Source organism: Pseudomonas sp. 05N434, from assembly GCF_056396965.1.
On sequence record NZ_JBFTMK010000036.1, the window covers coordinates 1 to 26,646 of the forward strand.

Below are 26,646 nucleotides of genomic sequence, written 5' to 3' on the forward strand. Positions count from 1 at the left end.
GTGTTCATGGATGGCCTCGATTCACGCGATAGAGAAATATTCTTGAATTCTTTGTGACTTTTTTACAGGCAGCCGACATACGGCGAATGCTACCTTGGGTCCCGTCAAAGCCTTGTAACACCTGACTTGTGTCCGACAATTGCGCCAAATTGCCGCTTATTTGGTTCCGTTGACCCCAAGGTTGAATCGACCAACGGCCTCGGAAGGGACAAAAAAGCTGTTATAAAGTTGCGCGCTAACCCATACGAGCCTTGCCTAATGCGTCCATTTTTCAAGACATGGCTAACCATTTGCCTATTATTGCCCCTGGCCGCCCACGCCACCAATCGTGAGCAACGTCTTCCGAACGTTAATGGTTACACCCCAAAATCCCACGTTTCTGCTCCTTCGAGCAAAAACCAACAGACGGTAAAACGCTCCACCCAACTGAGCCGCGCCAACGGCAAGCTGGTTCCGCCGATGGCGACCAAGGAAAGCAGCAACGTGTTGAGCCGCGCGGTAAACGTGCTCGGCACACCTTATCGTTGGGGTGGCAGCAGCCCAAGTAAAGGGTTCGATTGCAGCGGCCTGGTGAAATACGCGTTCAACGACGCGACCTTCGACCTGCCACGCACCTCCAATGCCATGGCCAGTGGTCACGGTGAGAAAGTCGATCGCAACGAACTGAAGCCAGGCGACCTGATCTTCTTCAACATCAAGAGCCGCCGGGTCAACCATGTGGCCATCTACCTGGGCAACGACCGCTTCATCCACGCACCACGCCGTGGCAAGTCGGTAAGCATCGACACCCTGAAGAAGCCGTATTGGGATAACCACTACGTGGTTGCCAAGCGGGTTCTGCCAAAAGAACCGAATCAACTGCGCGTCGTACAGCGCTGATCCGATTGTGGCGAGGGGGCTTGCCCCCGTTGGGCYGCGGAGCGGCCCCAAAACCTGCCACCAAGCGTTACTAGAAAGACCGCGTCGCCCGAGTTTGCGACTGCTTCGCAGCCGAACGGGGGCAAGCCCCCTCGCCACAGGTCGCGCTCCAACCCTCAAAAATTATCCGGCGACCGCGCCTTCTCCCGCGCATGCTCGCGACTGATCACACCCTTGGTCACCAGATCCTTCAGGCACATATCCAGCGTCTGCATCCCCAGCGACCCACCGGTCTGAATCGACGAGTACATCTGCGCCACCTTGTCTTCACGGATCAGGTTACGGATCGCCGAGGTGCCGAGCATGATTTCGTGGGCGGCAATCCGCCCGCCGCCGATTTTCTTGATCAGTGTCTGGGACACCACCGCCAGCAACGACTCGGAGAGCATCGAGCGCACCATCGATTTCTCGTCACCCGGAAACACGTCCACCACCCGGTCGATGGTTTTCGCCGCCGAGGTGGTGTGTAGCGTGCCGAATACCAGGTGGCCGGTCTCGGCGGCGGTCAATGCCAGCCGAATAGTCTCCAGGTCACGCATTTCCCCCACCAGAATCACGTCCGGGTCTTCACGCAGGGCCGAGCGCAGGGCCGTGGCGAAGCTGCGGGTATCGCGATGGACTTCACGCTGATTGATCAGGCATTTGCGCGATTCGTGGACGAACTCGATGGGGTCTTCGATGGTGAGGATGTGGTGATGGCGATGGTTGTTCAGGTAATCAATCATCGCCGCCAGCGTGGTGGACTTGCCGGAGCCGGTCGGGCCGGTCACCAGCACCAGGCCCCGGGGCGCTTCGGTAATCTTGCGAAACACGTCCCCCATGCCCAGATCGTCCATGCTCAGGACCTTCGACGGAATGGTCCGGAACACCGCGCCCGCGCCACGATTCTGGTTGAAGGCATTGACCCGGAAACGCGCCACGCCGGGCACTTCGAAGGAAAAGTCGGTTTCAAGATGCTTCTCGAAGTCCACCCGCTGGAGGTCGTTCATGATGTCGTAGATCAGGTCATGCACTTCCTTGTGGTCCAGGGCCGGCAAGTTGATGCGTCGCACATCGCCATCGACGCGGATCATCGGTGGCAGGCCGGCGGACAGGTGCAGGTCGGACGCGCCTTGTTTGGCGCTGAAAGCCAGCAGCTCAGTGATATCCATAGCGCTCCTCAATTCCAGTAGAATGCCGCGAACCTTCAGACCGCTGGCGCCTCTTGATGTCCACGATAGCAGACAACACTCTTCAGGTTAGTTCACGCATCCAGGCAGCAGCCAAAGCCGCCCACCGCGATGAGAACAGCATCCAGCTATTGGCCGTGAGCAAAACCAAGCCCGCCGAGGCCCTGCGTGAAGCCTATGCCGCCGGGATCCGCGACTTTGGCGAAAACTACCTGCAGGAAGCCTTGGGCAAACAGCTCGAATTGGCCGACCTGCCCTTGATCTGGCACTTCATCGGCCCCATTCAATCGAACAAGACTCGCGCTATCGCCGAGCACTTCGACTGGGTGCACTCCGTGGATCGTTTGAAAATCGCACAACGCCTGTCCGAACAGCGCCCTGCCGATTTGCCGCCCTTGAACATCTGCATCCAGGTCAACGTCAGTGGTGAAGCCAGCAAATCCGGCTGCACCCCGGCCGACCTGCCCGCCCTGGCCGATGCCATCAGTGCGCTGCCGCGTTTGAAACTGCGCGGGCTGATGGCGATTCCCGAGCCGACTGAAGATCGCGCCGCCCAGGACGCTGCCTTTGCTGCCGTGCAGAGCCTGCAAGCCAGCCTGAACCTGCCACTCGACACACTTTCCATGGGCATGAGCCACGACCTCGAGTCGGCCATCGCCCAGGGTGCCACTTGGGTCCGCATCGGTACGGCCCTGTTTGGCGCCCGCGATTACAGTCGACCATGAACATGGCTGACTCACCTCTCTATAAGGACCTGACATGAGCAAGACTCGTATTGCCTTTATCGGAGCCGGCAACATGGCCGCCAGCCTGATCGGCGGCCTGCGCGCCAAAGGTCTGGACGCCGCGCAGATCCGCGCCAGCGATCCGGGCGAAGAAACCCGTGCCCGCGTGAAAGCCGAACACGGCATCGAAGTGTTTGCCGACAACGCCCAAGCCATTGAGGGCGTGGACGTGGTCGTGCTGGCGGTCAAGCCACAGGCGATGAAAGCCGTTTGCGAAGCCATTCGCCCAAGCCTCAAGCCGAACCAGCTGGTGGTGTCGATTGCGGCCGGCATCACCTGCGCCAGCATGAACAACTGGCTGGGTGCCCAGCCCATCGTGCGCTGCATGCCCAACACCCCGGCGCTGGTGCGCCAGGGTGTGAGCGGTTTGTACGCCACGGCCCAAGTGAGCGCCGAGCAACGCCAGCAGGCCCAAGAGCTGCTGTCGGCAGTCGGCATCGCTTTGTGGCTGGACGAAGAACAGCAACTGGACGCGGTCACCGCCGTTTCCGGCTCTGGCCCTGCGTATTTCTTCCTGCTGATCGAAGCCATGACCGCCGCTGGCGTGAAGCTCGGCCTGCCACCCGAAATCGCTGCACAACTGACCGTGCAAACCGCGCTGGGCGCTGCACACATGGCAGTCGCCAGTGATGTCGACGCCGCTGAACTGCGTCGCCGCGTGACCTCGCCTGCGGGCACCACCGAAGCGGCGATCAAAGCGTTCCAGGCCGGCGGCTTCGAAGCCCTGGTGGAAAAAGCACTCGGCGCCGCCGCGCACCGCTCGGCCGAGATGGCCGAACAACTGGGCAAATAAGGAGCCTTACATTTCCTGAATATCTTCTTCTATGCCCTGATCATCAGCGTGATCCTGTCCTGGGTCGCGCCGGGCAGCCACAACCCCGGCGCCGAGCTGGTGAACCAGATCTGCGAGCCGGCCCTGGCGCCGTTCCGCAAGATTCTGCCAAACCTCGGCGGCCTGGATATCTCGCCGATCCTGGCGTTCATGGTGCTCRAGCTGATCGACATGCTGGTAATCAACAACCTCGCAGCCTTGACCATGATGCCGCAGGTCCTGCGCCTGCTGATCTGATCCGGTGAGCTACTTTCGCTGGGACGGTGATGACCTGATTCTGGAATGTCACGTGCAACCTGCGGCCCGCAGCGATGATTTCTGCGGACTGCACGGTGATCGCCTGAAGATCCGTCTGACGGCGCCGCCGGTCGAGGGCAAGGCCAATGCGTACCTGATGGCGTTTCTGGCCAAGGCGTTCGGGGTTTCCAAGAGCCAGGTCAGCCTGATCAGCGGCGAGTTGAACCGGCAGAAGCGGGTGCGGATCTGTTCGCCGAAGAAGCTGCCGGATTTGCCGGATCTGGTGCGCCCGGCCTGACCTCAATGTGGCGAGGGAAAATCAGGCCCGGCCTTTGCTTGCCGCTAGCCACAGCGGTCTTTAGACTTACGCCTCATTTCAATGAGAGCAGGGTCGATGCCAGCTGCCTTCCCCCCCGATTCTGTTGGTCTGGTGACGCCGCAAGTGGCGCACTTCAGTGAACCCCTGGCCCTGGCCTGCGGTCGTTCGCTGCCCGCTTATGACCTGATCTATGAAACCTATGGCACGCTGAACGCCACGGCGAGCAATGCCGTGCTGATCTGCCATGCCTTGTCCGGTCACCATCACGCCGCCGGCTTCCACAGCCCCGACGACCGCAAACCCGGTTGGTGGGACAGCTGCATCGGCCCCGGCAAACCGATCGACACCCGCAAATTCTTCGTGGTCAGCCTGAACAATCTCGGCGGTTGCAACGGCTCCACCGGCCCCAGCAGCGTCAATCCGGAAACCGGCAAGCCGTTTGGCGCCGACTTCCCGGTACTGACCGTGGAAGACTGGGTGCACAGCCAGGCACGCCTTGCCGACCTGCTCGGCATCGGCCAATGGGCGGCGGTGATCGGCGGCAGTCTGGGCGGCATGCAGRCCTTGCAGTGGACCATCACCTATCCGGATCGCGTGCGGCACTGCCTGGCGATCGCCTCGGCACCGAAACTGTCGGCGCAGAACATCGCGTTCAACGAAGTCGCACGCCAGGCGATTCTTACCGACCCGGAGTTCCACGGCGGTTCATTCCAGGAATACGGGGTGATCCCCAAGCGCGGGCTGATGCTGGCGCGAATGGTCGGGCACATCACGTACCTGTCCGATGACTCCATGGGCGAAAAATTCGGCCGCGGTCTGAAGAGCGAAAAGCTCAACTACGACTTCCACAGTGTCGAGTTCCAGGTCGAAAGCTACCTGCGCTATCAAGGCGAGGAGTTTTCCGGACGTTTCGACGCCAACACCTACCTGCTGATGACCAAGGCGCTGGACTACTTCGATCCTGCGGCGAACTTCGACGATGACCTGGCGAAAACCTTCGAAGGCGCGAAAGCCAAGTTCTGTGTGATGTCCTTCACCACCGACTGGCGTTTCTCCCCTGCCCGCTCGCGGGAGCTGGTGGACGCGCTGATGGCGGCCAGGAAAGACGTCTGCTATTTGGAGATCGACGCTCCGCAAGGCCACGATGCCTTCCTGATTCCGATCCCGCGTTACTTGCAGGCCTTCAGCCGCGTGCTCGACCTCGGCTGCGGTGACGGCGAGCTGCTGACCTGGCTGCGTGACCACAAGCAGGTCACCGGCTATGGCCTGGAAAACGACCCGGACAACATTGCCGAGTGCGTCGCCAAAGGCATCAACGTCATCGAGCAGGACCTGGACAAGGGCCTGGGCAACTTTGCCAGCAACAGTTTCGACATCGTGGTCATGACCCAGGCCCTGCAAGCCGTGCATTACCCGGACAAGATCCTCGACGAAATGCTGCGGGTCGGTCGCCAGTGCATCATCACCTTCCCCAACTTCGGCCACTGGCGCTGCCGCTGGTACCTGGCGAGCAAGGGCCGGATGCCGGTTTCGGAGTTTCTGCCGTACACCTGGTACAACACGCCAAACATTCACTTCTGCACCTTCGAAGACTTTGAAGCGCTGTGTCGCGAACGTGAAGCCAAGGTCATTGATCGACTTGCCGTGGATCAACAGCATCGACACGGGTGGGCCAGTAAGCTATGGCCTAATCTGTTAGGTGAGATCGGTATCTATCGCGTCAGCAGCCCCGGTCTGCCGGACCACAAGGTCGCGGTCTGAATCACGACACTTCGAGGAGAACGATCATGGGTCGTCTAGCGCTGTTTGTACTTACTGCCTGCCTGAGCGTCACCGCCATGGCCGCCGACGTCATCAAAAGCGAACGCCAGGAAACATTTGGCGATGTGACAGTGCACTACAACACCTTCAACTCGACTTATCTGACACCGGACATCGCCAAGGCTGCCGAGCTGATCCGCAGCAAGAACCAGGGCGTGATCAACGTCTCGGTGATCAAGGACGGCAAACCGCAAACCGCACAAGTCAGCGGGACGGTCAAAGACCTGACCAGCCAAAGCGTCCCATTGCAGTTCAAACAGATCACCGAAACCGGCGCGGTCTACTACATCGCCCAGTATCCGGTGCCACAGCAGGAAATCCGCACCTTTGAAATCAAGGTGCAGACCGGTGACAAAATCAACACCATCAATTTCAACCAAGAGCTCTTCCCCGGCGAATGATCAATTTCACGCAACTCGTACTGGCCAGCCATAACGCCGGCAAACTCAAGGAACTCCAGGCCATGCTGGGCGAATCGGTGCACTTGCGCTCGATCGGCGAGTTCAGCAGCGTCGAGCCTGAAGAAACCGGCCTGTCGTTCGTCGAAAACGCCATTCTCAAGGCCCGCAATGCCTCGCGTATTTCCGGCCTGCCGGCCTTGGCCGACGATTCGGGGCTGGCGGTGGATTTCCTTGGCGGTGCGCCGGGTATCTATTCGGCCCGTTATGCCGACGGCAAGGGCGATGCGGCGAATAACGCCAAACTGCTCGACGTCATGAAAGACGTGCCGCAAGCCGAGCGCGGCGCGCAATTCGTCTGCGTGTTGGCGCTGGTGCGTCATGCCGACGATCCGTTGCCAATCCTTTGCGAAGGCCTGTGGCATGGGCGCATCCTGACCCAGGCCAGCGGTGAGCACGGTTTTGGCTACGATCCGCTGTTCTGGGTGCCGGAGCGCGAGTGCTCCAGCGCCGAGCTTAAGCCCAGCGACAAGAACCAGATCAGTCACCGCGCCCGTGCAATGGATCTGCTGCGCCAGCGTCTGGGCTTGAAATGACCATTGAATCGTCCGCGTCGCCGCTGATCTTCGGCGGCGCGCAATCGCCTCGGGCCGCTTTGCCTGTGCTGCCGCCCTTGGCGCTGTACATCCACATCCCGTGGTGTGTACGCAAATGCCCTTATTGCGACTTCAACTCCCACACCGCTAGCCCGGTGCTGCCGGAACAAGAGTATGTGGACGCCCTGCTCTCCGACCTCGATCAGGACCTGCATGCGGTCTATGGCCGCGAACTGAGCTCGATCTTCTTTGGTGGCGGTACGCCGAGCCTGTTCAGCGCCGAGGCGTTGGGCCGTTTGCTCAAGGGTGTCGAGCAACGTATTCCGTTTGCCAGCGACATAGAAATCACCCTGGAAGCCAACCCAGGAACGTTCGAGCAGGAGAAATTCCGCGCCTACCGGGCGCTGGGCATCAATCGCCTGTCGATCGGTATCCAGAGCTTTCAGGAAGAAAAACTCAAGGCGCTGGGACGGATCCACAACGGCGATGAAGCCGTGCGGGCCGCCGACATGGCGCGCCAGGCTGGCTTCGACAACTTCAATCTGGACCTGATGCACGGTTTGCCCGATCAGACTCTGGACGATGCCCTGAGCGACCTGCGCCAGGCCATCGCCTTGAGGCCGACGCACCTGTCCTGGTATCAGCTGACCCTGGAGCCGAACACGGTGTTCTGGAACCAGCCGCCGACGCTGCCGGAAGATGACGCCCTGTGGGACATTCAAGAGGCCGGCCAGGCGCTGTTGGCCGAACACGGTTACGCGCAGTACGAAGTCTCGGCCTATGCCCAGCCCGGCCGGCCAGCGCGGCATAACCTCAATTACTGGAGTTTCGGCGACTTCATCGGCATCGGCGCCGGTGCCCACGGCAAGCTCAGCCATCCGGACGGGCGCATCGTACGCACCTGGAAGACTCGCCTGCCGAAGGATTACCTCAATCCGGCCAAAAGCTTCAAGGCTGGCGAGAAAGCGCTGAGCAACGAAGAACTGCCGTTCGAGTTCCTGATGAACGCCTTGCGCCTGACCGAGGGTGTCGAAGCGCGGTTGTATACGGAGCGCACCGGGCTGCCCCTGGAAAGCCTTGCCGAAGGCCGCCGAGAGGCCGAACAAAGTGGCTTGTTGCAGGTCGAACCGTCACGTCTGGCAGCCACGATGCGCGGACAACTCTTTCTCAATGACTTGCTGCAGACTTTTCTGACATAAGGAAATCGAATGGATCYGGTACTCGACCTGCTCGCCACCGTGTCCCGCTGGAGCCGTAGCAACCTGTCGGAAATCTCTCTGGCACTGGTGGGCTGCCTGCTCGTGCTGTTTGGCGCCGACCTCAAGGGCTGGGTCGACCAACGCCTGGGCAGCATCGCCRGCGCCTTGCGCATCCCGCTGATGGCCCTGCTGTGCATGGTCGGCAGCGGCGTAGCACTGATCTATGCCACGCCATGGATCATCAAAGGCTTGAGCCAGTTCAACAACTACAGCCTGGCGCCGGTGTTGTTGGTGGTGCTGGTGTTGATCGGGGTTGTGGCAGACCGCCGCTAAGCCGGGCACAACACAAATCCCGTAGGAGCGAGGCTTGCCCGCGAAGAACGATGACGCGGTCTCAATCCGTGACGGCTCTTGTGCCACGGATCCGGGAAAAACAGCATCAGGCGGTCGAGGCTGTTGTCGGCGATGCAACGGTTGAGCACTTCGATCGCATCGCAATCGTAGACACGCAGGTTGGTCAGGCCCTGAGTCAGCACGCCATTGAGCAGCGCGCCAACACCCGGACGGTGAACTTCAACGCCAATGAAATCCTGCTCCGGCGAGGCCGCGGCCATTTCCAACAGCGAATGGCCCATGCCGAAACCGATTTCCAGCGAGCGCGGCGCCGAACGGCCGAACACCTGGTCGAAATCCACCGGCGCATCGGCCAGAGGCAGCACGAACAGCGGAGCGCCCTGCTCCAGGCCGCGTTGCTGGCCTTCGGTCATGCGCCCGGCGCGCATCACGAAACTCTTGATGCGGCGGTGTTGGCGCTCTTCGCCTTCTTCCTGCTGGATAGGCGTGTCGTTTGATTCAGTCATCAATGGCTCTTACTTGATCAGACCATCCAGCGGCGAGGAGGCGCTGGCATAGAGTTTTTTCGGCATGCGGCCCGCGAGGTAGGCCAGACGACCTGCCACGATGGCGTGTTTCATGGCTTCAGCCATCATGATCGGCTGCTGGGCATGGGCAATGGCCGAGTTCATCAGCACCGCTTCACAGCCCAGCTCCATGGCGATGGTGGCGTCGGAGGCAGTACCGACACCGGCATCCACCAGCACCGGAATTTTCGCCTCTTCGAGGATGATCTGCAGGTTGTACGGGTTGCAGATCCCCAGGCCCGAGCCGATCAAACCAGCCAGCGGCATGACTGCGATACAGCCGATTTCCGCCAGTTGACGGGCAATGATCGGATCATCGCTGGTGTACACCATCACGTCGAAGCCTTCCTTGACCAGCACTTCGGCGGCCTTGAGGGTTTCGATCACGTTGGGGAACAGGGTTTTCTGATCCGCCAGCACTTCCAGCTTCACCAGGTTGTGGCCGTCGAGCAGCTCACGGGCCAGGCGGCAGGTGCGCACGGCTTCAATGGYGTCGTAGCAACCGGCAGTGTTCGGCAGGAAGGTGTAGCGATCCGGCGACAGGACTTCGAGCAGGTTCGGTTCGCCCGGGTTCTGGCCGAGGTTGGTCCGGCGCACGGCGAAGGTGACGATCTCGGCACCCGAAGCCTCGATGGCCAGGCGGGTTTCTTCCATGTCACGGTACTTGCCGGTGCCTACCAGCAAACGCGACTGGTAAGTACGACCGGCCAGGACGAAGGGCTTGTCGCTACGAACGATGCTCATGGGAAATCCTCTGTTGGGGTGAGGTTCTTGCACAATGATTCTGTGGCCGCTCGGGCCGGGCGGCTAGCCGCCGCCGATGGCGTGTACCACTTCGACCGAGTCGCCGTCGTTCAGCGTGGTTTCAGCGTGCTGGCTGCGCGGGACGATATCCAGATTGAGCTCGACCGCCACCCGGCGCCCGGTCAGTTCCAGACGGGTCAGCAGGGCCGCAACGGTTTCACCGTCGGGCAGTTCAAGGGATTCGCCGTTCAACTGAATGCGCATGCCGAATGCCGCCATCATTTTTAGGGGCTGGCATTCTAGCCCGATCAGACTTGGCGACCCAAGCCATTCGTCACGAAATGGACTGCGTGGTCAGCTCAGCCGCCAGGCGGCTAGCCCCAGGCAAACCCAGCCGACCAGAAACGCGAGGCCGCCGAACGGTGTAACGATCCCGAGCTTGCTGACGCCGGTCATCGTCAGCAGGTACAGGCTGCCGGAAAACAACACAATGCCGAGAGCAAAAGACGCGCCGGCCCAGGTAATCAGACGACCGGGAATCTGCGTGGCCAGCAATGCAACACCCAGCAACGCCAGGGTATGCACCAGTTGATAAGTGACGCCCGTGTGGAAAATCGCCAAATACTCAGGCGTCAGGCGGTTTTTCAGGCCGTGGGCGGCGAATGCGCCCAAGGCAACGCCGGTGAATCCGAAGAAAGCGGCAAGCATCAGAAAGCCACGCAGCATGAAGAACTCCAGTCAGACTCGATCAGCAGGGTCTGTATAATGGCCGGCTCAACGGGTTCGGCCAAGCCATCTCTATGCTGCAGTTAATTTTCCGTCGTTTCACAAAGGCCCTGCTCTGGTTCGCGGTCGGCAGTGTTTTGCTGGTTCTGCTGTTTCGGGTGGTGCCGCCACCGGGAACGGCATTGATGATCGAGCGCAAGATCGAATCCTGGTTCGACGGCGAGCCCATCGATCTGCAACGCACCTGGAAACCCTGGGATGAAATCTCCGACGACCTGAAAGTCGCGGTGATTGCCGGTGAAGACCAGAAGTTTGCCGAGCATTGGGGCTTTGATTTCAGCGCGATTCAGGCGGCGTTTGCACATAACGAACGCGGCGGCTCGATTCGCGGCGCAAGCACCCTGAGCCAGCAAGTGTCGAAAAACCTGTTTCTGTGGTCTGGCCGCAGCTGGCTGCGTAAAGGCCTGGAAGCCTGGTTTACCGGGCTGATCGAAGTGTTCTGGCCCAAGCAGCGGATTCTTGAGGTATACCTTAATAGCGTCGAGTGGGATGAAGGTGTGTTCGGCGCCGAAGCAGCGGCCCGGCATCACTTTGGCGTGGGCGCTGGTTCGCTGTCCCGGCAGCAGGCAAGTTTGTTGGCCGCGGTACTGCCGAACCCGCGGGTGTGGAGTGCCAGCCATCCGACTTCTTACGTTGCAAGGCGGGCGGGGTGGATTCGCCAGCAGATGAATCAGTTGGGCGGGGACAGCTATCTGGTCGGCCTCAACGATTCCCGCCGGGCGCCATGGGCTCAATGACACCGAAGATCCCACAAAGTCGACGCTAAACCGGAAATTGGACAGAAACAAAAACGCCCCGATCAATGATCGGGGCGTTTTTTATTGCCTTCGCGCGGGTTACGCAGCGATCGACAACTTGAGCTTGTTCATCGCGCTCTTCTCGAGCTGACGAATACGCTCGGCCGACACGTTGTACTTCTGCGCCAGGTCATGCAGCGTGGCTTTTTCTTCTGCCAGCCAGCGCTGGTAGAGAATGTCGCGGCTGCGGTCGTCCAGCACTTCAAGCGCTTCGTGCAGGTTGTGGTTGGAGTTGTCGCTCCAGTCGGCATCTTCCAGTTGACGGGCCGGGTCGTACCGGTGGTCTTCCAGGTAGTTGGCCGGCGATTGGAAGGCACTGTCGTCGTCCGCTTCCGCGGCCGGGTCGAAGGCCATGTCATGGCCGGTCAGGCGACTTTCCATCTCGCGCACTTCCCGCGGCTCTACGCCGAGGCTTTCCGCCACACGGTGGACTTCCTCGTTGTTCAGCCAGGCCAGACGTTTCTTCTGGCTGCGCAGGTTGAAGAACAGCTTGCGCTGAGCCTTGGTGGTCGCGACTTTGACGATCCGCCAGTTGCGCAGGATGAACTCGTGGATTTCCGCCTTGATCCAGTGCACCGCAAAGGACACCAGGCGCACACCCATTTCCGGGTTGAAACGCTTGACCGCTTTCATCAGGCCGACGTTGCCTTCCTGGATCAGGTCAGCCTGGGCCAGGCCGTAACCGGAATAGCTACGGGCAATGTGTACGACAAAACGCAGGTGGGCGAGCACCATCTGCCGAGCCGCCCCCAAATCCTGCTCATAATAGAGACTCTCGGCCAGTTCGCGCTCCTGCTCCGGCGTCAGCAATGGAATGCTATTCACCGTGTGCACATAGGCCTCCAGGTTCGCACCCGGGACCAGAGCATATGCAGGCTGCAAAGAATTGGTCATACGAAAAAACCTCCGACTTACATAACTCGTGCAGTTCAGCACTGCGAAAATTGACCGGAAACCAAAAAACAAGTTCCCATAAACGCTGAAAGGTCAATACGAGCAAAATGATATTACTTTGGCGCAAGCTCCCGCAGGTGGCGTGCGACTGCAATCCATGCACCGATATACCCCAACAGCACCGCGCCAAGCAAGAGCGACAGACCGTCGGCAACTGGCACTCCGGCCAGCGCAAAATCACTGCCGTACAAACCGGCCAGTCCAACCACCGCGTCGTTCAGCCAGTTCAGGCCGAACGCCAATACGCCCCAGGAAAGAATCCCCGCACCGAAGCCATATAGCGCGCCCATGTACAGAAAGGGCCTGCGCACATAACTGTCCGTGCCGCCGACGAGTTTAATCACTTCTATCTCTGTGCGGCGGTTTTCAATATGAAGACGAATGGTATTGCCTATCACCAAAAGTAATGCAGAAACCAAAAGCACGGTCAGACCGAAGACAAAACGGTCGCCCAGCTTGAGGATGGCCGCCAGACGCTCGACCCAGACTAGATCAAGTTGCGCCTGTTGTACCTTCGGCAACTCGGAAAGTTTTTGTCGTAATGCTTCAAGCRCAGGCTTGTCGACCTCTTTCGGAGTCACCAGGACCACGCCCGGGAGCGGGTTTTCCGGCAGTTCCTTGAGGGCTTCGCCCAGACCGGACTGCTGCTGGAATTCTTCCAGCGCCTGATCGCGACCCACGTATTCGGCATCCGCTACGCCCGGCATGCCTTTGATCTGCTCACGCAACGACTCACCCTCGGCAGGGCTGGCCTCAAGTTGCAGATACAGGGAAATCTGCGCCGCACGCTGCCAGGAGCCACCGAGACGCTCGACGTTATTCAGCAAAAGTGACAGACCCATCGGCAAGCTCAGGGCCACCGCCATCACCATGCAGGTGAAAAAACTGCCGATCGGGTGCTTGCCCAAGCGACGCAAGCTGTCCAGCAAACTGGCACGATGACTTTCGATCCAGGCGCGGAACAGCGTGGCGAAATCCGGGCCATCGTCATCGTCGCGTTTTTTCTTCTGCTGTGGTTGCGGGTCGGCGGCCTTCGGGGCCACACGCTCGGAAACCTTGGGGCTACGTGTCGCACTCATACGCCAGCCTCCCCGTCGCCGATCAATCGGCCACGCTGCAGGGTCAGCATGCGATGACGCATGCGGGCAATCAGCGCCAGGTCGTGACTGGCGATCAGCACGCTGGTGCCCAGACGGTTGATGTCTTCGAACACGCCCATGATTTCTGCCGCCAGACGCGGGTCGAGGTTACCGGTCGGTTCATCCGCCAGCAGCAAGGCCGGGCGGTGAACGATGGCGCGAGCGATGCCGACGCGCTGTTGCTGGCCGGTAGACAGGTCGCCAGGGTAGAGATCGGTTTTGTCCGAGAGCGCCACGCGCTCCAGGGCCGAGTCCACGCGCTTGACGACCYCGGCCTTGGACAGGCCAAGGATCTGCAACGGCAACGCGACGTTATTGAACACCGTGCGATCGAACAGCAACTGGTGGTTCTGGAACACCACGCCGATCTGTCGGCGCAGGAACGGAATCTGCGCATTGCTGATGGTGCTCAGGTCTTGCCCGGCCAGCAGCAATTTGCCGGTGGTCGGACGCTCCATGGCCAGCAACAGCCGCAACAAGGTGCTTTTACCGGCGCCGGAATGGCCGGTGACAAACAAGAATTCGCCCCGACGGACTCGAAAGCTCAGCTCATGCAAGCCGACGTGACCGTTCGGGTAGCGTTTACCGACCTGTTCGAAACGAATCATGAACGCTCCCGCTCGGCAAACAATGCCTGGACAAAGGGTTCTGCTTCAAAAGTACGCAAATCGTCGATGCCTTCACCAACGCCGATGTAACGGATCGGCAAGCCAAACTGCTTGGCCAGGGCGAAAATCACCCCACCCTTGGCCGTGCCGTCGAGTTTGGTCAGCGCCAGGCCGGTCAATTCGACGGTCTGGTTGAATTGCTTGGCCTGGTTGATGGCGTTCTGGCCGGTACCGGCGTCGAGCACCAACAGCACCTCATGAGGCGCGTCGGCATCGAGCTTGCCGATCACCCGGCGAACCTTCTTCAACTCTTCCATCAAATTGTCTTTGGTGTGCAGGCGACCGGCGGTGTCGGCGATCAACACATCAATGCCACGGGCCTTGGCGGCCTGCACAGCGTCGAAAATTACCGAAGCCGAGTCGGCGCCGGTGTGCTGGGCGATCACCGGAATCTTGTTGCGCTCGCCCCAGACCTGCAGTTGCTCGACCGCTGCGGCGCGGAAGGTGTCACCGGCGGCGAGCATGACTTTCTTGCCTTCCAGTTGCAGCTTCTTCGCCAGCTTGCCGATGGTGGTGGTTTTGCCGGCACCGTTGACGCCGACCACCAGAATCACGAACGGCTTGTTCTGCGAGGTGATTTTCAGCGGCTGCTCGACCGGTTTGAGCATCGCTGCCAATTCGGCTTGCAGGGATTTGTACAGCGCGTCGGCATCGGCCAGCTCCTTGCGGGCGACTTTCTGAGTCAGGCGCTGAATGATCACCGACGTCGCTTCGACGCCGACATCGGCGGTCAGCAGACGGGTTTCGATGTCTTCGAGCAGTTCGTCATCAATGGTTTTCTTGCCGAGGAACAGGCTGGCCATGCCCTCGCCAATGCTGGCGCTGGTCTTGGACAGGCCTTGCTTGAGACGGGCGAAGAAACCGGCTTTGGTCTCTTCGGTACGCACAGGCTCGACTGGAGTTTCGAGGGGCGCAACCGGTGTGGCGGCAACAGGAGCGATGACGGGTGCAGGCGCTGGAGCAACCGGAGCAACCGGAGCAACCGGAGCAACAAATGCTGGCACTACAGGCTCTGGAACCACTGGAGCAGGTTCGGCCACGAACACGGGTGCAACGGCTGCCGGTGCAACGACTGCCGGCTCAACCACTGGCGCCCGAACCGGCTCCGGAGCAAACGCAGTCGGAGCCGGAATCGGTGGCGTGATGTGCGGCGCTTGCTCATCTTCAACCAGCGCCACCGGCTCTTCCGCTACCGGCAAAGTCAGCCACGGCGTGGCAACTGGCGTCAGCGGCAATGGGGCCGCGACTTCGGTTTCAGGTACGAGCGCGGCCGCAGGTTGCAGCACCGGCTCGGCAATCGGCGCAGGCTTTTGCTCTATAACCGGTGCCGGGGTTGGCTCAGAAAGTGGCTGTGGCTGTTCGACAACGGGTTCCTGCGGCTTTTTGCGCAGCCATCCGAACAGGCTTTTCTTCTCACCAGCCGCGGCTGGGGTCTTCTTGTCGTCGTTGGAACCAAACATGGAGGACGGCTATCTCACGGTAGCGACGCGCCAAAAGGCGCCTCGGCAAATAAATAATTCGATGCTGAACAGACTGCGATTCATCCAGCTTGTTCACGCGCAACATTTTGTCGAGGAGCCAACGGCGCCTCAAAGGTCGACTAATACGAAGGACTGGAACGGCATCGTCGGCGAAAACGCAGAGTTTAGCTGACAAACTCAAAGCTTCTGCCGGTAACCCATACAACCTGCAAGCCGATCAAAGGCTTGATAGGCGTGGCCGCCAGTAAAACGGATCAGTATCCTAGCACCCTCTCGCCCGCCGACGCTAAGACCAAGCGGGCAGCCCAACAGGTTTAAAAACGAATGAATGCTCTAGCCCGCCGCGCTGCAGGCCTGCTGCTCAGCACAGTTTGTCTGCCCCTCTCGGCCCTGGCTGCCGATCCACAACCGACCCACGAATTCACCCTCGACAACGGCCTGAAGGTTGTCGTGCGCGAAGACCATCGTGCGCCGGTCGTCGTTTCCCAGATCTGGTACAAGGTCGGCTCCAGCTACGAGACCCCGGGCCAGACCGGGTTGTCCCACGCGCTGGAACACATGATGTTCAAGGGCAGCGAGAAAGTCGGCCCCGGCGAAGCCTCGCTGATCCTGCGCGACCTCGGCGCCGAAGAGAACGCTTTCACCAGCGACGACTTCACCGCGTATTACCAGGTGCTGGCCCGCGACCGTCTTGGCGTGGCCTTCGAACTGGAAGCCGACCGCATGGCCAACCTGCGCCTGCCGGCCGACGAGTTCACCCGCGAAATCGAGGTGATCAAAGAAGAGCGTCGCCTGCGCACCGACGACAAGCCGATGTCCAAGGCCTACGAACGTTTCATGGCCATGGCCTACCCCGCCAGCGGTTACCACACGCCGACCATCGGCTGGATGGCCGACCTCGACCGCATGAAAGTCGAAGAACTGCGCCATTGGTACCAGTCCTGGTATGTGCCGAACAACGCCACTCTGGTGGTGGTCGGCGATGTGACCCCGGACGAAGTCAAAACCCTGGCCCAGCGTTACTTCGGCCCGATCGCCAAGCGCGACGTGCCACCGGCGAAAATCCCGCTGGAGCTGGCTGAGCCCGGCGAACGCAAGATCACCCTGCATGTGCAGACCCAATTGCCGAGCCTGATGCTGGCCTTCAACGTGCCGAGCATTGCCACCGCCGAAGACAAACGCTCGGTGAACGCCCTGCGCTTGATTTCCGCCCTGCTTGACGGCGGCTACAGCGGCCGCATCCCGACGCAACTGGAACGCGGCGAAGAGCTGGTGTCCGGCGGGTCGTCGAGCTACGACGCCTATACCCGTGGCGACAGCCTGTTCACCTTGTCGGCTTCGCCGAACACCCAGAAAAATAAAACCATGGCCCAGGCCGAAGCCGGCCTGTGGAAACTGCTCGAACAACTGAAAACCACCGCGCCATCCGCTGAAGAACTGGAGCGGGTACGAGCGCAGGTCATTGCCGGCCTGGTTTTTGAGCGTGACTCGATCACCAGCCAGGCCACCGCCATCGGACAGTTGGAAACCGTCGGCCTGTCCTGGAAACTGATGGACACCGAACTCGCCGACCTGGAAAGCGTGACCCCGCAAGATATCCAGAAGGCCGCCAAGCTGTATTTCACCCGCGAACGTCTCAGCGTCGCCCATGTACTGCCACAGGAGACGACTCATGAGTGAGCGTAAAAAGTCGCGTCTGGCCCTGATCGGCCTGATCGCTGTTGCACTGATCGGGTCTGCCGCCTTCTATCTGTCAAAACCCGACGAGTCCAACGCCAGCGAAGCCCTCGACAAGGCCAAGTCCAGCCAAAAGCTGCAATCGCTGGCCGAACTCGACGGCAAGGCCCCAAGCCATCGCTCGCTGAACGTGCAGACCTGGAATACCRCCGAAGGCGCCAAGGTATTGTTCGTTGAAGCCCGTGAACTGCCGATGTTCGACATGCGCCTGATCTTCGCCGCCGGCAGCAGCCAGGACGGTGATGCACCCGGCCTGGCATTGCTGACCAACGCCATGCTCAACGAAGGTGTGGCCGGCAAAGATGTCGGCGCCATCGCTCAGGGCTTCGAAGGATTGGGCGCCGACTTCAGCAACGGCGCGTACAAGGACATGGCGCTTGCCTCCCTGCGCAGCCTCAGTGCCGTGGACAAGCGCGAGCCTGCCTTGAAGCTGTTCGCTGAAGTCGTCGGCAAGCCGACCTTCCCCGCCGACTCGTTTGCGCGCATCAAGAACCAGATGCTCGCCGGCTTCGAATACCAGAAACAGAACCCCGGCAAACTCGCCAGCCTGGAGCTGATGAACCGTTTGTACGGCGATCATCCGTACGCACACTCCAGCGACGGCACAGCCAAGAGTATTCCCCCGATTACCCTGGCGCAGTTGCGAGCCTTCCATCAGAAAGCCTACGCCGCCGGCAACGTGGTGATTGCGCTGGTAGGCGACCTGTCGCGTGCCGAGGCAGAGGCAGTTGCCGCACAAGTGTCCGCCGACCTGCCCAAAGGCCCGGCCCTGGCGAAAATCGAACAACCGACCGACCCCAAGCCCAGCATCGGCCACATTGAGTTTCCGTCCAAACAGACCAACCTGATGATCGCGCAACTGGGTATCGACCGTGACGATCCGGATTACGCAGCGCTGTCCATGGGCAACCAGATTCTTGGCGGCGGCGGTTTCGGCACCCGGCTGATGAGCGAAGTGCGCGAGAAGCGTGGCTTGTCGTATGGCGTGTATTCGGGTTTCAGCCCGATGCAGGCTCGCGGCCCGTTCATGATCAACCTGCAAACCCGCGCCGAAATGAGCGAAGGCACCCTGAAACTGGTGCAGGATGTGCTCGCCGACTACCTTAAGACCGGCCCCACCGAGAAAGAACTCGACGACGCCAAGCGTGAACTGGCCGGCAGCTTCCCGCTGTCCACCGCCAGCAACGCCGATATCGTCGGTCAGCTCGGCGCCATGGGCTTTTACAACTTGCCGCTGAGCTACCTGGAAGACTTCATGCAACAGTCCCAGAGCCTGACCGTCGAGCAAGTCAAAGCCGCACTGAACAAACACCTGAGCACGGATAAACTGGTCATCGTCAGCGCTGGCCCGACCGTGCCACAAAAGCCGTTGCCGGCCCCTACTGACAAACCTGCCGAGCAGCCGCTCGGGGTTCCGGAGCATTAATGGCCACTCGCCCAAAAAAACCTGTCCACAACGTGCATAACGGTGTGAACCAACTGCGCATCATCGGTGGCGAATGGCGCAGCCGAAAGCTGAGCTTCCCGGATGCTCCGGGCCTGCGCCCGACGCCGGACCGGGTGCGGGAAACCCTGTTCAACTGGCTCGCGCCTTACGTCGCCGGGGCCAAGGTACTCGATCCGTTTGCCGGCAGCGGCGCGCTGTTCCTGGAAGCCTTGTCCCGTGGCGCCGCCATGGGCCAGGCGCTGGACGCCAGCAACATCGCGGTGTCCAGCCTGAAAGAACATCTGGGCACCCTGCGCTGCACCAACGGCCAGGTACAGACTGCCGACGCCTTGCGCTATCTGGAAACCCAACCGGCCACGGCGTTCGACCTGGTATTCCTCGACCCGCCGTTCAATCAGAATCTGTTGCCTGTGGTTTGCACTCTGCTCGAAGAACGTCATTGGCTGGCCGACGATGCGTGGGTCTACACTGAAAGCGAAAGCGCACCGTCGATATTGGGTTTGCCAGAAAATTGGCGCCTGCATCGGGAGCAAAAATCGGGACGTGTGTACTACGCGTTGTGGCAACGTATGGCAGGGATCGCCGGCTAGTCCGGCCTGAGAAAACGGTGCGAAGCTCAGTCAGCTAACGCTGCGGGTACGCGCCGCAGCATCGAGAGCAATCGTGTCCCATCTGCCAGAACGTTTCACCCCTGCCTTCACGCCCGCCTACGGCCTGGGTAATCCGCACTTACAAACCTTGTGGGGACCGCTATGGCGCAAAACCACACATATCGAGCGTGAGCGCGAGCGATTGTGGCTTGAAGATGGCGATTTCCTTGACCTGGACTGGCACGGCCCACACAGCGCGAATGCACCGTTGGTGCTGGTATTGCACGGCCTGACCGGCTCGTCGAATTCGCCTTATGTGGCCGGCATGCAGAAAGCGTTGGGTGCCCAGGGTTGGGCCAGCGTCGCGTTGAACTGGCGAGGCTGCTCCGGCGAGCCCAATCTGTTGCCGCGCAGCTACCATTCCGGGGCCAGTGAAGACTTGGCCGAAACCATCAGGCACCTGCGCACCCAACGCCCCCTCGCGCCGCTGTATGCGGTCGGTTATTCCATGGGCGGTAACGTGTTGCTCAAGCATCTGGGTGAAACCGGCAGCAACAGCGGTGTACTCGGTGCGGTGGCAGTGTCGGTGCCGTTTCGCCTCGATCACTGTGCCGATCGTATCAGCCAGGGTTTTTCCCAGTTCTACCAAGCGCATTTCATGCGAGAGATGGTCGCCTACATCAAGAACAAGCAACGCAGATTCCAGCATGAGGGACATGAGGATGGCCTGGCGGCATTGGAGGCGCTGGGCTCTTTGGAGAACTTGCGCACCTTCTGGGATTTCGACGGCCGGGTCACCGCACCGCTCAATGGTTTCGCCGATGCCGCGGATTACTATCGTCGCGCTTCGAGTCGTTATTTCCTTGGAGAGATTCGCACGCCGACCCWGATTATCCAGGCGGCTGACGATCCGTTTGTGTTTCCGCATAGCCTGCCGCAAGCCGACGAATTGTCCGCCAGCACTCAATTCGAGCTGCAGGCCAAGGGCGGGCATGTCGGTTTCGTCGAGGGTTCGTTCAGACAACCGGGTTACTACCTGGAACGGCGCATTCCCCAATGGCTGGCCGCCACTGGGCGCAAGTAAACAGTGGAAGTCGATCAGGGCGAGTCGATCCACTTCTGGCAAACGGCACCGCTGGCCGGGGTCGAGTTGTTGTCTGCGCGCTACATTGAACACCGTTTCGCCCCGCATGTGCATGACGGCTATGTGATCGGCATGATCATGGCCGGCGCCCAGCGTTATCGCTATCGCGGTGCCGAGCATCTGGCGGGCAGCGGCACGCTGGTGCTGATCAATCCGGACGAACTGCACACCGGCCACAAAGGTACGGAAGACGGTTGGTTGTACCGGGCGTTTTATCCCGACAGCGGGCAAATTCTCTCGCTGCTGGAAGAGCTTGAACTGCCGAGCGACACCTTGCCGGTGTTTGGCGCCACGCTGTACCGCGACCCGGACCTGGTGAGGGGGTTCTGCCAACTGCATCGACTGCTGGAAAGTCCGTCCACGGCCCTGCAGCAGCAAACGGTCTGGCGGGAAATGATGTTGTCGCTGTTGCAACGCCACGCAGCTGTCCCGATCGCCGGCAAACCCGGCAAGGAACACCGCGCGGTGACCTTGGCCAAAGAACGGCTGCAATCGCAATTGGCGGCGCCGCCCTCGCTGGAAGAACTGGCGGCGACGGTGAACCTGTCCCCTTTCCACTTCGCCCGGGTGTTCCGCCGCACCACCGGCATGCCGCCGCACGCCTGGCTGATGCAGCAGCGTATCGCTCGGGCACGGGCGTTGTTACAGGACGGCTGTCTGCCGCTGGAAGTCGCGACGCAACTGGGTTTTGCCGACCAAAGTCATCTGAGTCGGCAATTCAAGCAGGTTTATGGCGTTGGACCGGGAGCGTATCGCAGCGCGCGGCAATTGCCCGACCATAGATGACAACGAAGATCCAAATGTGGGAGCAGGCCCGCTCCCACATCTGCTCTGCGCTTACTCGCCGGTGGCGACGCCTCGTGCAGGGTCGTTGATCCACTCACTCCACGAACCGGCATACAACGCCCCCAATGGATAACCCGCCAGGCACAGGGCGAACAGGTTGTGGCAGGCCGTCACGCCGGAACCGCAATACGCGACCAGCTCCGTCGGCGAACGATCACCGAGCTTCGCGGCAAACCGCTGCTTGAGCTGATCGGCGGGCAGAAAACGTCCGTCGCTGCCCAGGTTTTCGGTGAACGCGGCGCATTGTGCGCCGGGAATGTGCCCGGCAATCGGATCGATCGGTTCCACTTCGCCCTTGAAGCGCGGCAGGGCGCGGGCGTCGAGCAAGGTCAACGCGGGCTGGCCGAGACGTTTCTGGAGCTGTTTGGCGCTGAGCACCAGCGAAGCATCCGGCGTCCCGGTGAAGGTGCCGCGATTGATCGACGGCGGATCAAGACTCAGGGGTAATCCGGCGGCATGCCAGGCTTTCAGCCCGCCATCGAGAATGAACACACCGTCGCGCTTGCCCAGCCAGGCCAGCAACCACCAGGCCCGCGCCGCGTAGGCGCCTGGACCGTCATCGTACAAAACCACTTCGCTGTCGGCATTGATGCCCCAGGCTTGCAGGCGCTCGATCAGCTTTTCGGGTTCAGGCAACGGATGACGCCCGGTAACCCCCTTGACCACCGCCCCGCTCAGATCACGCTCGAGATCGGCAAAACTCGACCCGGCAATATGCCCTTCGGCATAACTGCGCTGACCATAATCCGGGTCTTCGAGGGCAAAACGACAATCCAGAATCACCAGCCCCGGGGTCTCCTTTTTCAGGTCCAACGCTTGCGGGCTGATCAGTTGCGCAATGGGCATAACGGGCTCCTGTGATGTTGTCAGTCTTGAATCCTAATGCACTTCTTCCAGCGCCTGGGCCAGTGGCACGTAAAATTCGTCGAACAGCGCATTTACCGCGTCGCGCGATTGATCGGTGACGAACCCGGCCTCAAGCACCAACACCTGATACACGCCGCGCTTAATAGCCTGTTCGCTCAAGTGGTTGGAGTTTTCCCGCGTGGTGCACAGAAACCGCACCCACGACGTGAGGATGATCCAGGCGTTCAGCGTCAGGGACTCGATCTGAACCTTATCCATGTTCAGGATGCCAGCGGCGACGAACCCTTCGTAAATGGCGGTGCCCTGGATCAGGCAGCGCTGGGAAAAGCGCCGGTAACGGGCGGCCAGCTCGGGATCGCTGTCGAGCAAGTGCTCGAGGTCGCGATGCAAAAAACGGTAACGCCACATGGCGGCGAGCAATTCCTTGAGGTAGAAGCGCTTGTCTTCGACCGTCGCGGCGCGGCCCTGGGGTGGGCGCAGGAAGCTGTCCACCAGGCTTTCGTACTCACTGAACAGCACAGCGATGATCGCCTGCTTGTTGGGGAAGTGGTAGTACAGGTTGCCCGGAGAAATCTCCATGTGGGCAGCAATGTGGTTGGTGCTGATGCTGCGCTCGCCCTGCTGATTGAACAGCTCCAGGCTGTTCTGCACGATGCGCTCGCTGGTTTTGATCCGAGGGGCCATGGCTTGAGCTTTAATTCAGAGTGCGGTGACGGGCATCTTACGACCTATCCGTGGGTGGATAAAACAAAGCTGCGTCAGGATGTCATTTGACTTTTTAGAGTACTGACTCTAAAAATCCCCTCATTACAATAAATCCGGAGCCGACCATGCCTGCTGACATCGCCTACCTGAAGAACTTGCAGCAGCCTCTGGACGAGCTCCAAACCCTGTTCGATGCTCAACGCGCTGCGTATACAGGCAACCCGATGCCGCCAGCAGCTCAGCGCCAACAATGGCTAAAGGCATTGCGGGACCTGTTGAGCAATGAGCGCCAGGCCTTGATCGACGCCATCAGCCAGGATTTCAGCCACCGTAGCGCCGACGAAACCCTGCTCGCCGAATTGATGCCCAGCCTGCACGGTATTCACTACGCCAGCCAACACCTCAAAAGCTGGATGAAGGCCTCGCGGCGTAAAGTCGGCATCGCCTTTCAACCCGCCTCGGCCAAAGTCGTTTATCAACCGCTGGGCGTAGTCGGGGTGATCGTGCCGTGGAACTACCCGTTGTATCTGGCCATCGGGCCACTGGTGGGGGCGCTGTCGGCGGGTAACCGGGTGATGCTCAAACTCAGCGAATCGACCCCCGCCACCGGTTTGCTGCTCAAGGAATTGCTGGGGCGGATATTCCCTCAAGACCTGGTTTGCGTGGTGCTCGGCGAGGCCGACATCGGCGTGGCGTTCTCCCGGTTGCGCTTCGATCACCTGCTGTTCACCGGCGCCACCAGCATCGGCAAACACGTGATGCGCGCCGCCGCCGAGAACCTGACTCCAGTGACCCTCGAACTGGGCGGCAAGTCCCCGGCCATCGTTTCCCGCGATGTGCCGCTCAAGGATGCCGCCGAACGCATCGCTTTCGGCAAGACCCTCAACGCCGGGCAAACCTGTGTCGCCCCGGACTACGTGCTGGTGCCGGAAGACCGCGTCGGCTCCTTCGTCGAAGCCTATCGCCAGGCAATTCGCGGGTTTTATCCGACCCTGGCCGACAATCCGGACTACACCGCCATCATCAATGACCGACAACTGGCGCGGCTCAACGGTTACCTCAGCGACGCTACCAGCAAGGGCGCGCTGCTGATTCCACTGTTCGATCAGGGCCAGGGCCGACGCATGGGTCATAGCCTGCTGCTCAACGTCAGCGACGACATGACGGTGATGCAGGACGAAATTTTCGGCCCGCTGTTGCCGATCGTCCCCTACAAGGTTTATCCGCTAACGATCAACACCGCCGGGTAATAACAATAATGAGCCCAAGCCTGTCCGACACACCCGCGCTGTCACGGCGCGGCCTGCTTAAATTCAGCCTGGGCGCCAGCGCCTTTCTGGCCACAGCCGGATTCGGCGCGAGCCTCAGCGGCTGCTCGTCGAGCACGGCGGCCAGCGGTTTCGCGACTCTGCGCAGCGGTGACCTGTTGTTTCTGCGGGCACTGATCCCGGTGATGCTCGACGGAGCCGTGGCCGTCGAGAAAATGCCGGCCGCCGTCGAAGGCACCCTCAAAAGCCTGGATTACAGCCTCGATCACCTGTCGCCGGAAATGCTCAAGCTGACCCGACAATTGTTCGATGCGCTGGGGATGAGCATCACCCGCGGCCCACTGACCGGGATCTGGGGCAGCTGGGAAAACGCCAGCAGCGAAGCCATCCGACATTTTCTCGACCGTTGGGAAAACAGCTCGTTGAGCCTGCTGCGCATGGGCCATAGCTCGTTGCTGCAAATGGTGATGATGGCGTGGTACAGCCGGGCGGAGTCTTGGGCGCATTGTGGGTATCCGGGGCCGCCTACGGTCTGAAACCGTGGCGTCCCTTTCGCGGGCAAGCCGCCTCACCATCGCACCCAAAACATAACAACAAGAGAACCCGAACATGCCCGTACCCGATCCGTTTCGCGAAGGCCTGGCCCGTGGCTGGAAAACCTATAACGGTTCGCAATTGCCCCAGGACCTGACCCTCGAAGCGGATGTGGCGATCATCGGCAGCGGTGCCGGCGGCGGAACCACCGCCGAAATCCTCAGCGCCGCAGGCTACAAGGTCTTGCTCATCGAAGAAGGCCCACTCAAGACCAGCAGCGACTTCAAGATGCTCGAAGATCAGGCCTACACCAGCCTCTATCAGGAAGGCATCGGGCGCATGAGCAAGGACGGTGCGATCACCATCCTCCAGGGCCGGGCGGTGGGCGGTACCACGCTGATCAACTGGACTTCGAGCTTTCGCACCCCGGATCAGACGCTCGAACACTGGGCCAAAGAACATGACGTCGTAGGCCACACACCGGCCGAGATGGCGCCCTGGTTCGAGAAAATGGAACAACGCCTGGGCGTCGCCCCGTGGCTAGTACCGCCCAACGCCAACAACGACGTCATCCGCAAAGGCTGCGAAAAACTCGGCTACGCCTGGCATGTGATCCCGCGCAACGTGCGCGGCTGCTGGAACATCGGCTACTGCGGCATGGGTTGCCCGACCAACGCCAAACAATCGATGCTGGTCACGACCATCCCGGCGACCCTGGAAAAAGGTGGCGAGCTGCTCTATCTGGCCCGCGCTGAAAAGTTGTCGATCAAGGACGCCAGGGTCACGGGTCTGCACTGTGTGGCGATGGATGAGCGTTGCGTTGCCCCTACCGGACGCACAATCACGGTCAAGGCACGGCATTACGTGCTGGCCGGCGGCGGGATCAACAGCCCGGCGCTGCTATTGCGTTCAGAGGCGCCGGATCCCCATGAGCGACTGGGAAAACGGACGTTCCTGCATTTGGTCAACATGTCCGCCGGGCTGTTCGACGAGGTGATCAACCCGTTCTACGGCGCGCCGCAGTCGATTTATTCCGACCATTTCCAGTGGCAGGACGGCATCACCGGCAAGATGTCCTACAAATTGGAGGTCCCACCGCTGCACCCGGCGCTGGCCACCACCCTGCTCGGTGGCTTCGGCACGGAAAACGCCCGGCACATGGAAAACCTTCCGCATACCCACGCCATGCTGGCATTGCTGCGAGACGGCTTTCACCCGGACAGCTCCGGCGGCAGTGTCGAATTACGCAGTGACGGCACGCCGGTGCTCGACTATCAGGTTTCATCGTATGCCTGGGACGGGTTGCGTCGGGCGTTCCATAGCATGGCCGAGATCCAGTTCGCCGGTGGCGCCAACGCCGTGATGCCGATGCATGCCGACGCCCGTTACGTCAGAACCCTCACCGAAGCGCGTGCCTTGATCAATGGATTGAGCCTTGAGCTGTATCGCACGCGCCTGGGCAGTGCTCATGTAATGGGCGGTTGTGCCATGGGTGAAGACCCGAAAAACGCCGTGACCGATAGCCTCGGCCGACATCACCAACTGCACAATCTATCGATTCACGACGGCTCGCTATTCCCCACCAGCATTGGTGCAAACCCACAATTGTCGGTCTACGGACTGACGGCACAACTGGCGAATTCACTGGCCCAGCGTTTGAAAAACCCATGAAAACGAGGAATATTCCCATCGTCTATAGTGCTTTCTTACCCAACAGGCGACTTGGCCGACCGGGAAGGCTGCGA

General features: G+C 60.6%; 27 protein-coding genes and 3 pseudogenes. 19 read left to right on the forward strand and 11 right to left on the reverse strand.

Annotation, left to right across the window (positions count from 1 at the left end; translation table 11 throughout):
• The first annotated feature begins 258 nt into the window (after positions 1–258).
• Positions 259–879 (forward strand): C40 family peptidase, encoded by a 621-nt coding sequence (locus AC1DLB_RS04265; RefSeq protein WP_018928708.1) that lies wholly within the window; start codon positions 259–261, stop codon positions 877–879.
• Between the two features lie 155 nt (positions 880–1,034).
• Here the strand turns inward: AC1DLB_RS04265 and AC1DLB_RS04270 are convergent, their stop codons facing one another.
• Positions 1,035–2,069 carry a type IV pilus twitching motility protein PilT gene (locus AC1DLB_RS04270; protein WP_018928707.1) on the reverse strand — a complete coding sequence of 345 codons (1,035 nt, stop codon included), beginning with the start codon at positions 2,067–2,069 and terminating at the stop codon, positions 1,035–1,037.
• Between the two features lie 56 nt (positions 2,070–2,125).
• Between AC1DLB_RS04270 and AC1DLB_RS04275 the strand changes: the two genes are divergently transcribed.
• The 9 genes and pseudogenes from AC1DLB_RS04275 (at position 2,126) to AC1DLB_RS04315 (ending at position 8,607) form a co-directional block, all read left to right on the forward strand.
• The gene (locus tag AC1DLB_RS04275) at positions 2,126–2,812 is read left to right on the forward strand and encodes a YggS family pyridoxal phosphate-dependent enzyme (RefSeq protein ID WP_018928706.1); all 687 of its coding nucleotides are present in this window, start codon (positions 2,126–2,128) and stop codon (positions 2,810–2,812) included.
• A 34-nt stretch (positions 2,813–2,846) separates the two neighbouring features.
• A complete protein-coding gene (proC, locus tag AC1DLB_RS04280) occupies positions 2,847–3,665 on the forward strand; it encodes a pyrroline-5-carboxylate reductase (RefSeq protein WP_018928705.1) in 819 nt (272 codons plus the stop codon).
• A 12-nt stretch (positions 3,666–3,677) separates the two neighbouring features.
• Positions 3,678–3,941, forward strand: a pseudogene (locus tag AC1DLB_RS04285) (YggT family protein); the annotation flags it as partial.
• A gap of 4 nt (positions 3,942–3,945) precedes the next feature.
• Positions 3,946–4,239: a DUF167 domain-containing protein gene (locus AC1DLB_RS04290; RefSeq protein ID WP_477743624.1), complete on the forward strand. Its 294-nt coding sequence runs from the start codon at positions 3,946–3,948 to the stop codon at positions 4,237–4,239.
• Positions 4,240–4,335: 96 nt separating this feature from the next.
• Positions 4,336–6,021: a homoserine O-succinyltransferase MetX gene (gene metX / locus AC1DLB_RS04295; protein WP_477784645.1), complete on the forward strand. Its 1,686-nt coding sequence runs from the start codon at positions 4,336–4,338 to the stop codon at positions 6,019–6,021.
• 26 nt (positions 6,022–6,047) lie between these two features.
• Complete coding sequence (locus tag AC1DLB_RS04300) at positions 6,048–6,482, forward strand: DUF4426 domain-containing protein (protein ID WP_018928701.1); 435 nt, start codon at positions 6,048–6,050, stop codon at positions 6,480–6,482.
• Positions 6,479–7,075, forward strand: a complete 597-nt coding sequence (gene rdgB, locus AC1DLB_RS04305; RefSeq protein ID WP_007939349.1) for an RdgB/HAM1 family non-canonical purine NTP pyrophosphatase — start codon at positions 6,479–6,481, stop codon at positions 7,073–7,075. Before AC1DLB_RS04300 ends, rdgB begins: the two co-directional genes overlap by 4 nt.
• The gene (gene hemW, locus AC1DLB_RS04310; protein WP_477743623.1) at positions 7,072–8,274 is read left to right on the forward strand and encodes a radical SAM family heme chaperone HemW; all 1,203 of its coding nucleotides are present in this window, start codon (positions 7,072–7,074) and stop codon (positions 8,272–8,274) included. The genes rdgB and hemW overlap by 4 nt, the downstream gene beginning before the upstream one ends.
• Before the next feature lie 9 nt (positions 8,275–8,283).
• A complete protein-coding gene (locus AC1DLB_RS04315; RefSeq protein WP_477784646.1) occupies positions 8,284–8,607 on the forward strand; it encodes a DUF3392 domain-containing protein in 324 nt (107 codons plus the stop codon).
• Positions 8,608–8,636: 29 nt separating this feature from the next.
• Here the strand turns inward: AC1DLB_RS04315 and AC1DLB_RS04320 are convergent.
• The 4 genes and pseudogenes from AC1DLB_RS04320 to AC1DLB_RS04335 form a co-directional block, all read right to left on the reverse strand.
• A pseudogene (locus AC1DLB_RS04320) lies at positions 8,637–9,134 on the reverse strand (tRNA (guanine(46)-N(7))-methyltransferase TrmB); the annotation flags it as partial.
• A gap of 9 nt (positions 9,135–9,143) precedes the next feature.
• Positions 9,144–9,938 (reverse strand): thiazole synthase, encoded by a 795-nt coding sequence (locus tag AC1DLB_RS04325; RefSeq protein WP_477784647.1) that lies wholly within the window; start codon positions 9,936–9,938, stop codon positions 9,144–9,146.
• Positions 9,939–10,001: 63 nt separating this feature from the next.
• Positions 10,002–10,202, reverse strand: coding sequence for a sulfur carrier protein ThiS (gene thiS / locus AC1DLB_RS04330; RefSeq protein WP_007897898.1), 201 nt, complete (start codon positions 10,200–10,202; stop codon positions 10,002–10,004).
• Positions 10,203–10,292: 90 nt separating this feature from the next.
• On the reverse strand, positions 10,293–10,664 hold the full coding sequence (locus AC1DLB_RS04335) for a DUF423 domain-containing protein (RefSeq protein WP_019580607.1): 372 nt from the start codon (positions 10,662–10,664) through the stop codon (positions 10,293–10,295).
• Positions 10,665–10,738: 74 nt separating this feature from the next.
• Between AC1DLB_RS04335 and mtgA the strand changes: the two genes are divergently transcribed.
• Complete coding sequence (gene mtgA, locus AC1DLB_RS04340; RefSeq protein ID WP_477743622.1) at positions 10,739–11,461, forward strand: monofunctional biosynthetic peptidoglycan transglycosylase; 723 nt, start codon at positions 10,739–10,741, stop codon at positions 11,459–11,461.
• 99 nt (positions 11,462–11,560) lie between these two features.
• Here mtgA and rpoH read toward each other — a convergent pair whose 3' ends face one another.
• From rpoH to ftsY, 4 genes are all read right to left on the reverse strand, one after another.
• Positions 11,561–12,415: an RNA polymerase sigma factor RpoH gene (gene rpoH, locus AC1DLB_RS04345; RefSeq protein ID WP_007897890.1), complete on the reverse strand. Its 855-nt coding sequence runs from the start codon at positions 12,413–12,415 to the stop codon at positions 11,561–11,563.
• Positions 12,416–12,528: 113 nt separating this feature from the next.
• Entirely contained in the window at positions 12,529–13,554 is a 1,026-nt protein-coding gene (gene ftsX, locus AC1DLB_RS04350) for a permease-like cell division protein FtsX (protein WP_477784648.1), read from the reverse strand.
• Positions 13,551–14,222 (reverse strand): cell division ATP-binding protein FtsE, encoded by a 672-nt coding sequence (ftsE, locus tag AC1DLB_RS04355; protein ID WP_477784649.1) that lies wholly within the window; start codon positions 14,220–14,222, stop codon positions 13,551–13,553. The genes ftsX and ftsE overlap by 4 nt, the downstream gene beginning before the upstream one ends.
• On the reverse strand, positions 14,219–15,742 hold the full coding sequence (gene ftsY, locus AC1DLB_RS04360; RefSeq protein WP_477743621.1) for a signal recognition particle-docking protein FtsY: 1,524 nt from the start codon (positions 15,740–15,742) through the stop codon (positions 14,219–14,221). Before ftsY ends, ftsE begins: the two co-directional genes overlap by 4 nt.
• 345 nt (positions 15,743–16,087) lie before the next feature.
• Between ftsY and AC1DLB_RS04365 the strand changes: the two genes are divergently transcribed.
• From AC1DLB_RS04365 to AC1DLB_RS04385, 5 genes are all read left to right on the forward strand, one after another.
• Positions 16,088–17,443, forward strand: coding sequence for a M16 family metallopeptidase (locus tag AC1DLB_RS04365; RefSeq protein ID WP_018928691.1), 1,356 nt, complete (start codon positions 16,088–16,090; stop codon positions 17,441–17,443).
• Positions 17,436–18,926, forward strand: coding sequence for a M16 family metallopeptidase (locus AC1DLB_RS04370; protein WP_477784650.1), 1,491 nt, complete (start codon positions 17,436–17,438; stop codon positions 18,924–18,926). The genes AC1DLB_RS04365 and AC1DLB_RS04370 overlap by 8 nt, the downstream gene beginning before the upstream one ends.
• Positions 18,926–19,537 carry a 16S rRNA (guanine(966)-N(2))-methyltransferase RsmD gene (rsmD, locus tag AC1DLB_RS04375; RefSeq protein WP_018928689.1) on the forward strand — a complete coding sequence of 204 codons (612 nt, stop codon included), beginning with the start codon at positions 18,926–18,928 and terminating at the stop codon, positions 19,535–19,537. The genes AC1DLB_RS04370 and rsmD overlap by 1 nt, the downstream gene beginning before the upstream one ends.
• A gap of 73 nt (positions 19,538–19,610) precedes the next feature.
• A complete protein-coding gene (locus AC1DLB_RS04380; protein ID WP_477784651.1) occupies positions 19,611–20,621 on the forward strand; it encodes a hydrolase in 1,011 nt (336 codons plus the stop codon).
• 3 nt (positions 20,622–20,624) lie between these two features.
• Positions 20,625–21,467 (forward strand): AraC family transcriptional regulator, encoded by an 843-nt coding sequence (locus AC1DLB_RS04385; protein ID WP_018928687.1) that lies wholly within the window; start codon positions 20,625–20,627, stop codon positions 21,465–21,467.
• Positions 21,468–21,518: 51 nt separating this feature from the next.
• Here the strand turns inward: AC1DLB_RS04385 and AC1DLB_RS04390 are convergent, their stop codons facing one another.
• Positions 21,519–22,373: a sulfurtransferase gene (locus tag AC1DLB_RS04390; RefSeq protein WP_086944402.1), complete on the reverse strand. Its 855-nt coding sequence runs from the start codon at positions 22,371–22,373 to the stop codon at positions 21,519–21,521.
• Between the two features lie 33 nt (positions 22,374–22,406).
• Entirely contained in the window at positions 22,407–23,078 is a 672-nt protein-coding gene (locus tag AC1DLB_RS04395) for a TetR/AcrR family transcriptional regulator (RefSeq protein WP_018928685.1), read from the reverse strand.
• Between the two features lie 146 nt (positions 23,079–23,224).
• On the opposite strand from AC1DLB_RS04395, the pseudogene AC1DLB_RS04400 reads away from it, so the two are divergent.
• The 3 genes and pseudogenes from AC1DLB_RS04400 to AC1DLB_RS04410 form a co-directional block, all read left to right on the forward strand.
• A pseudogene (locus AC1DLB_RS04400) lies at positions 23,225–24,316 on the forward strand (aldehyde dehydrogenase family protein); the annotation flags it as partial.
• A 41-nt stretch (positions 24,317–24,357) separates the two neighbouring features.
• Complete coding sequence (locus AC1DLB_RS04405) at positions 24,358–24,903, forward strand: twin-arginine translocation pathway signal protein (RefSeq protein ID WP_477743620.1); 546 nt, start codon at positions 24,358–24,360, stop codon at positions 24,901–24,903.
• Positions 24,904–24,976: 73 nt separating this feature from the next.
• The gene (locus tag AC1DLB_RS04410) at positions 24,977–26,572 is read left to right on the forward strand and encodes a GMC family oxidoreductase (protein WP_477743619.1); all 1,596 of its coding nucleotides are present in this window, start codon (positions 24,977–24,979) and stop codon (positions 26,570–26,572) included.
• The last annotated feature ends 74 nt before the right edge of the window (positions 26,573–26,646 follow it).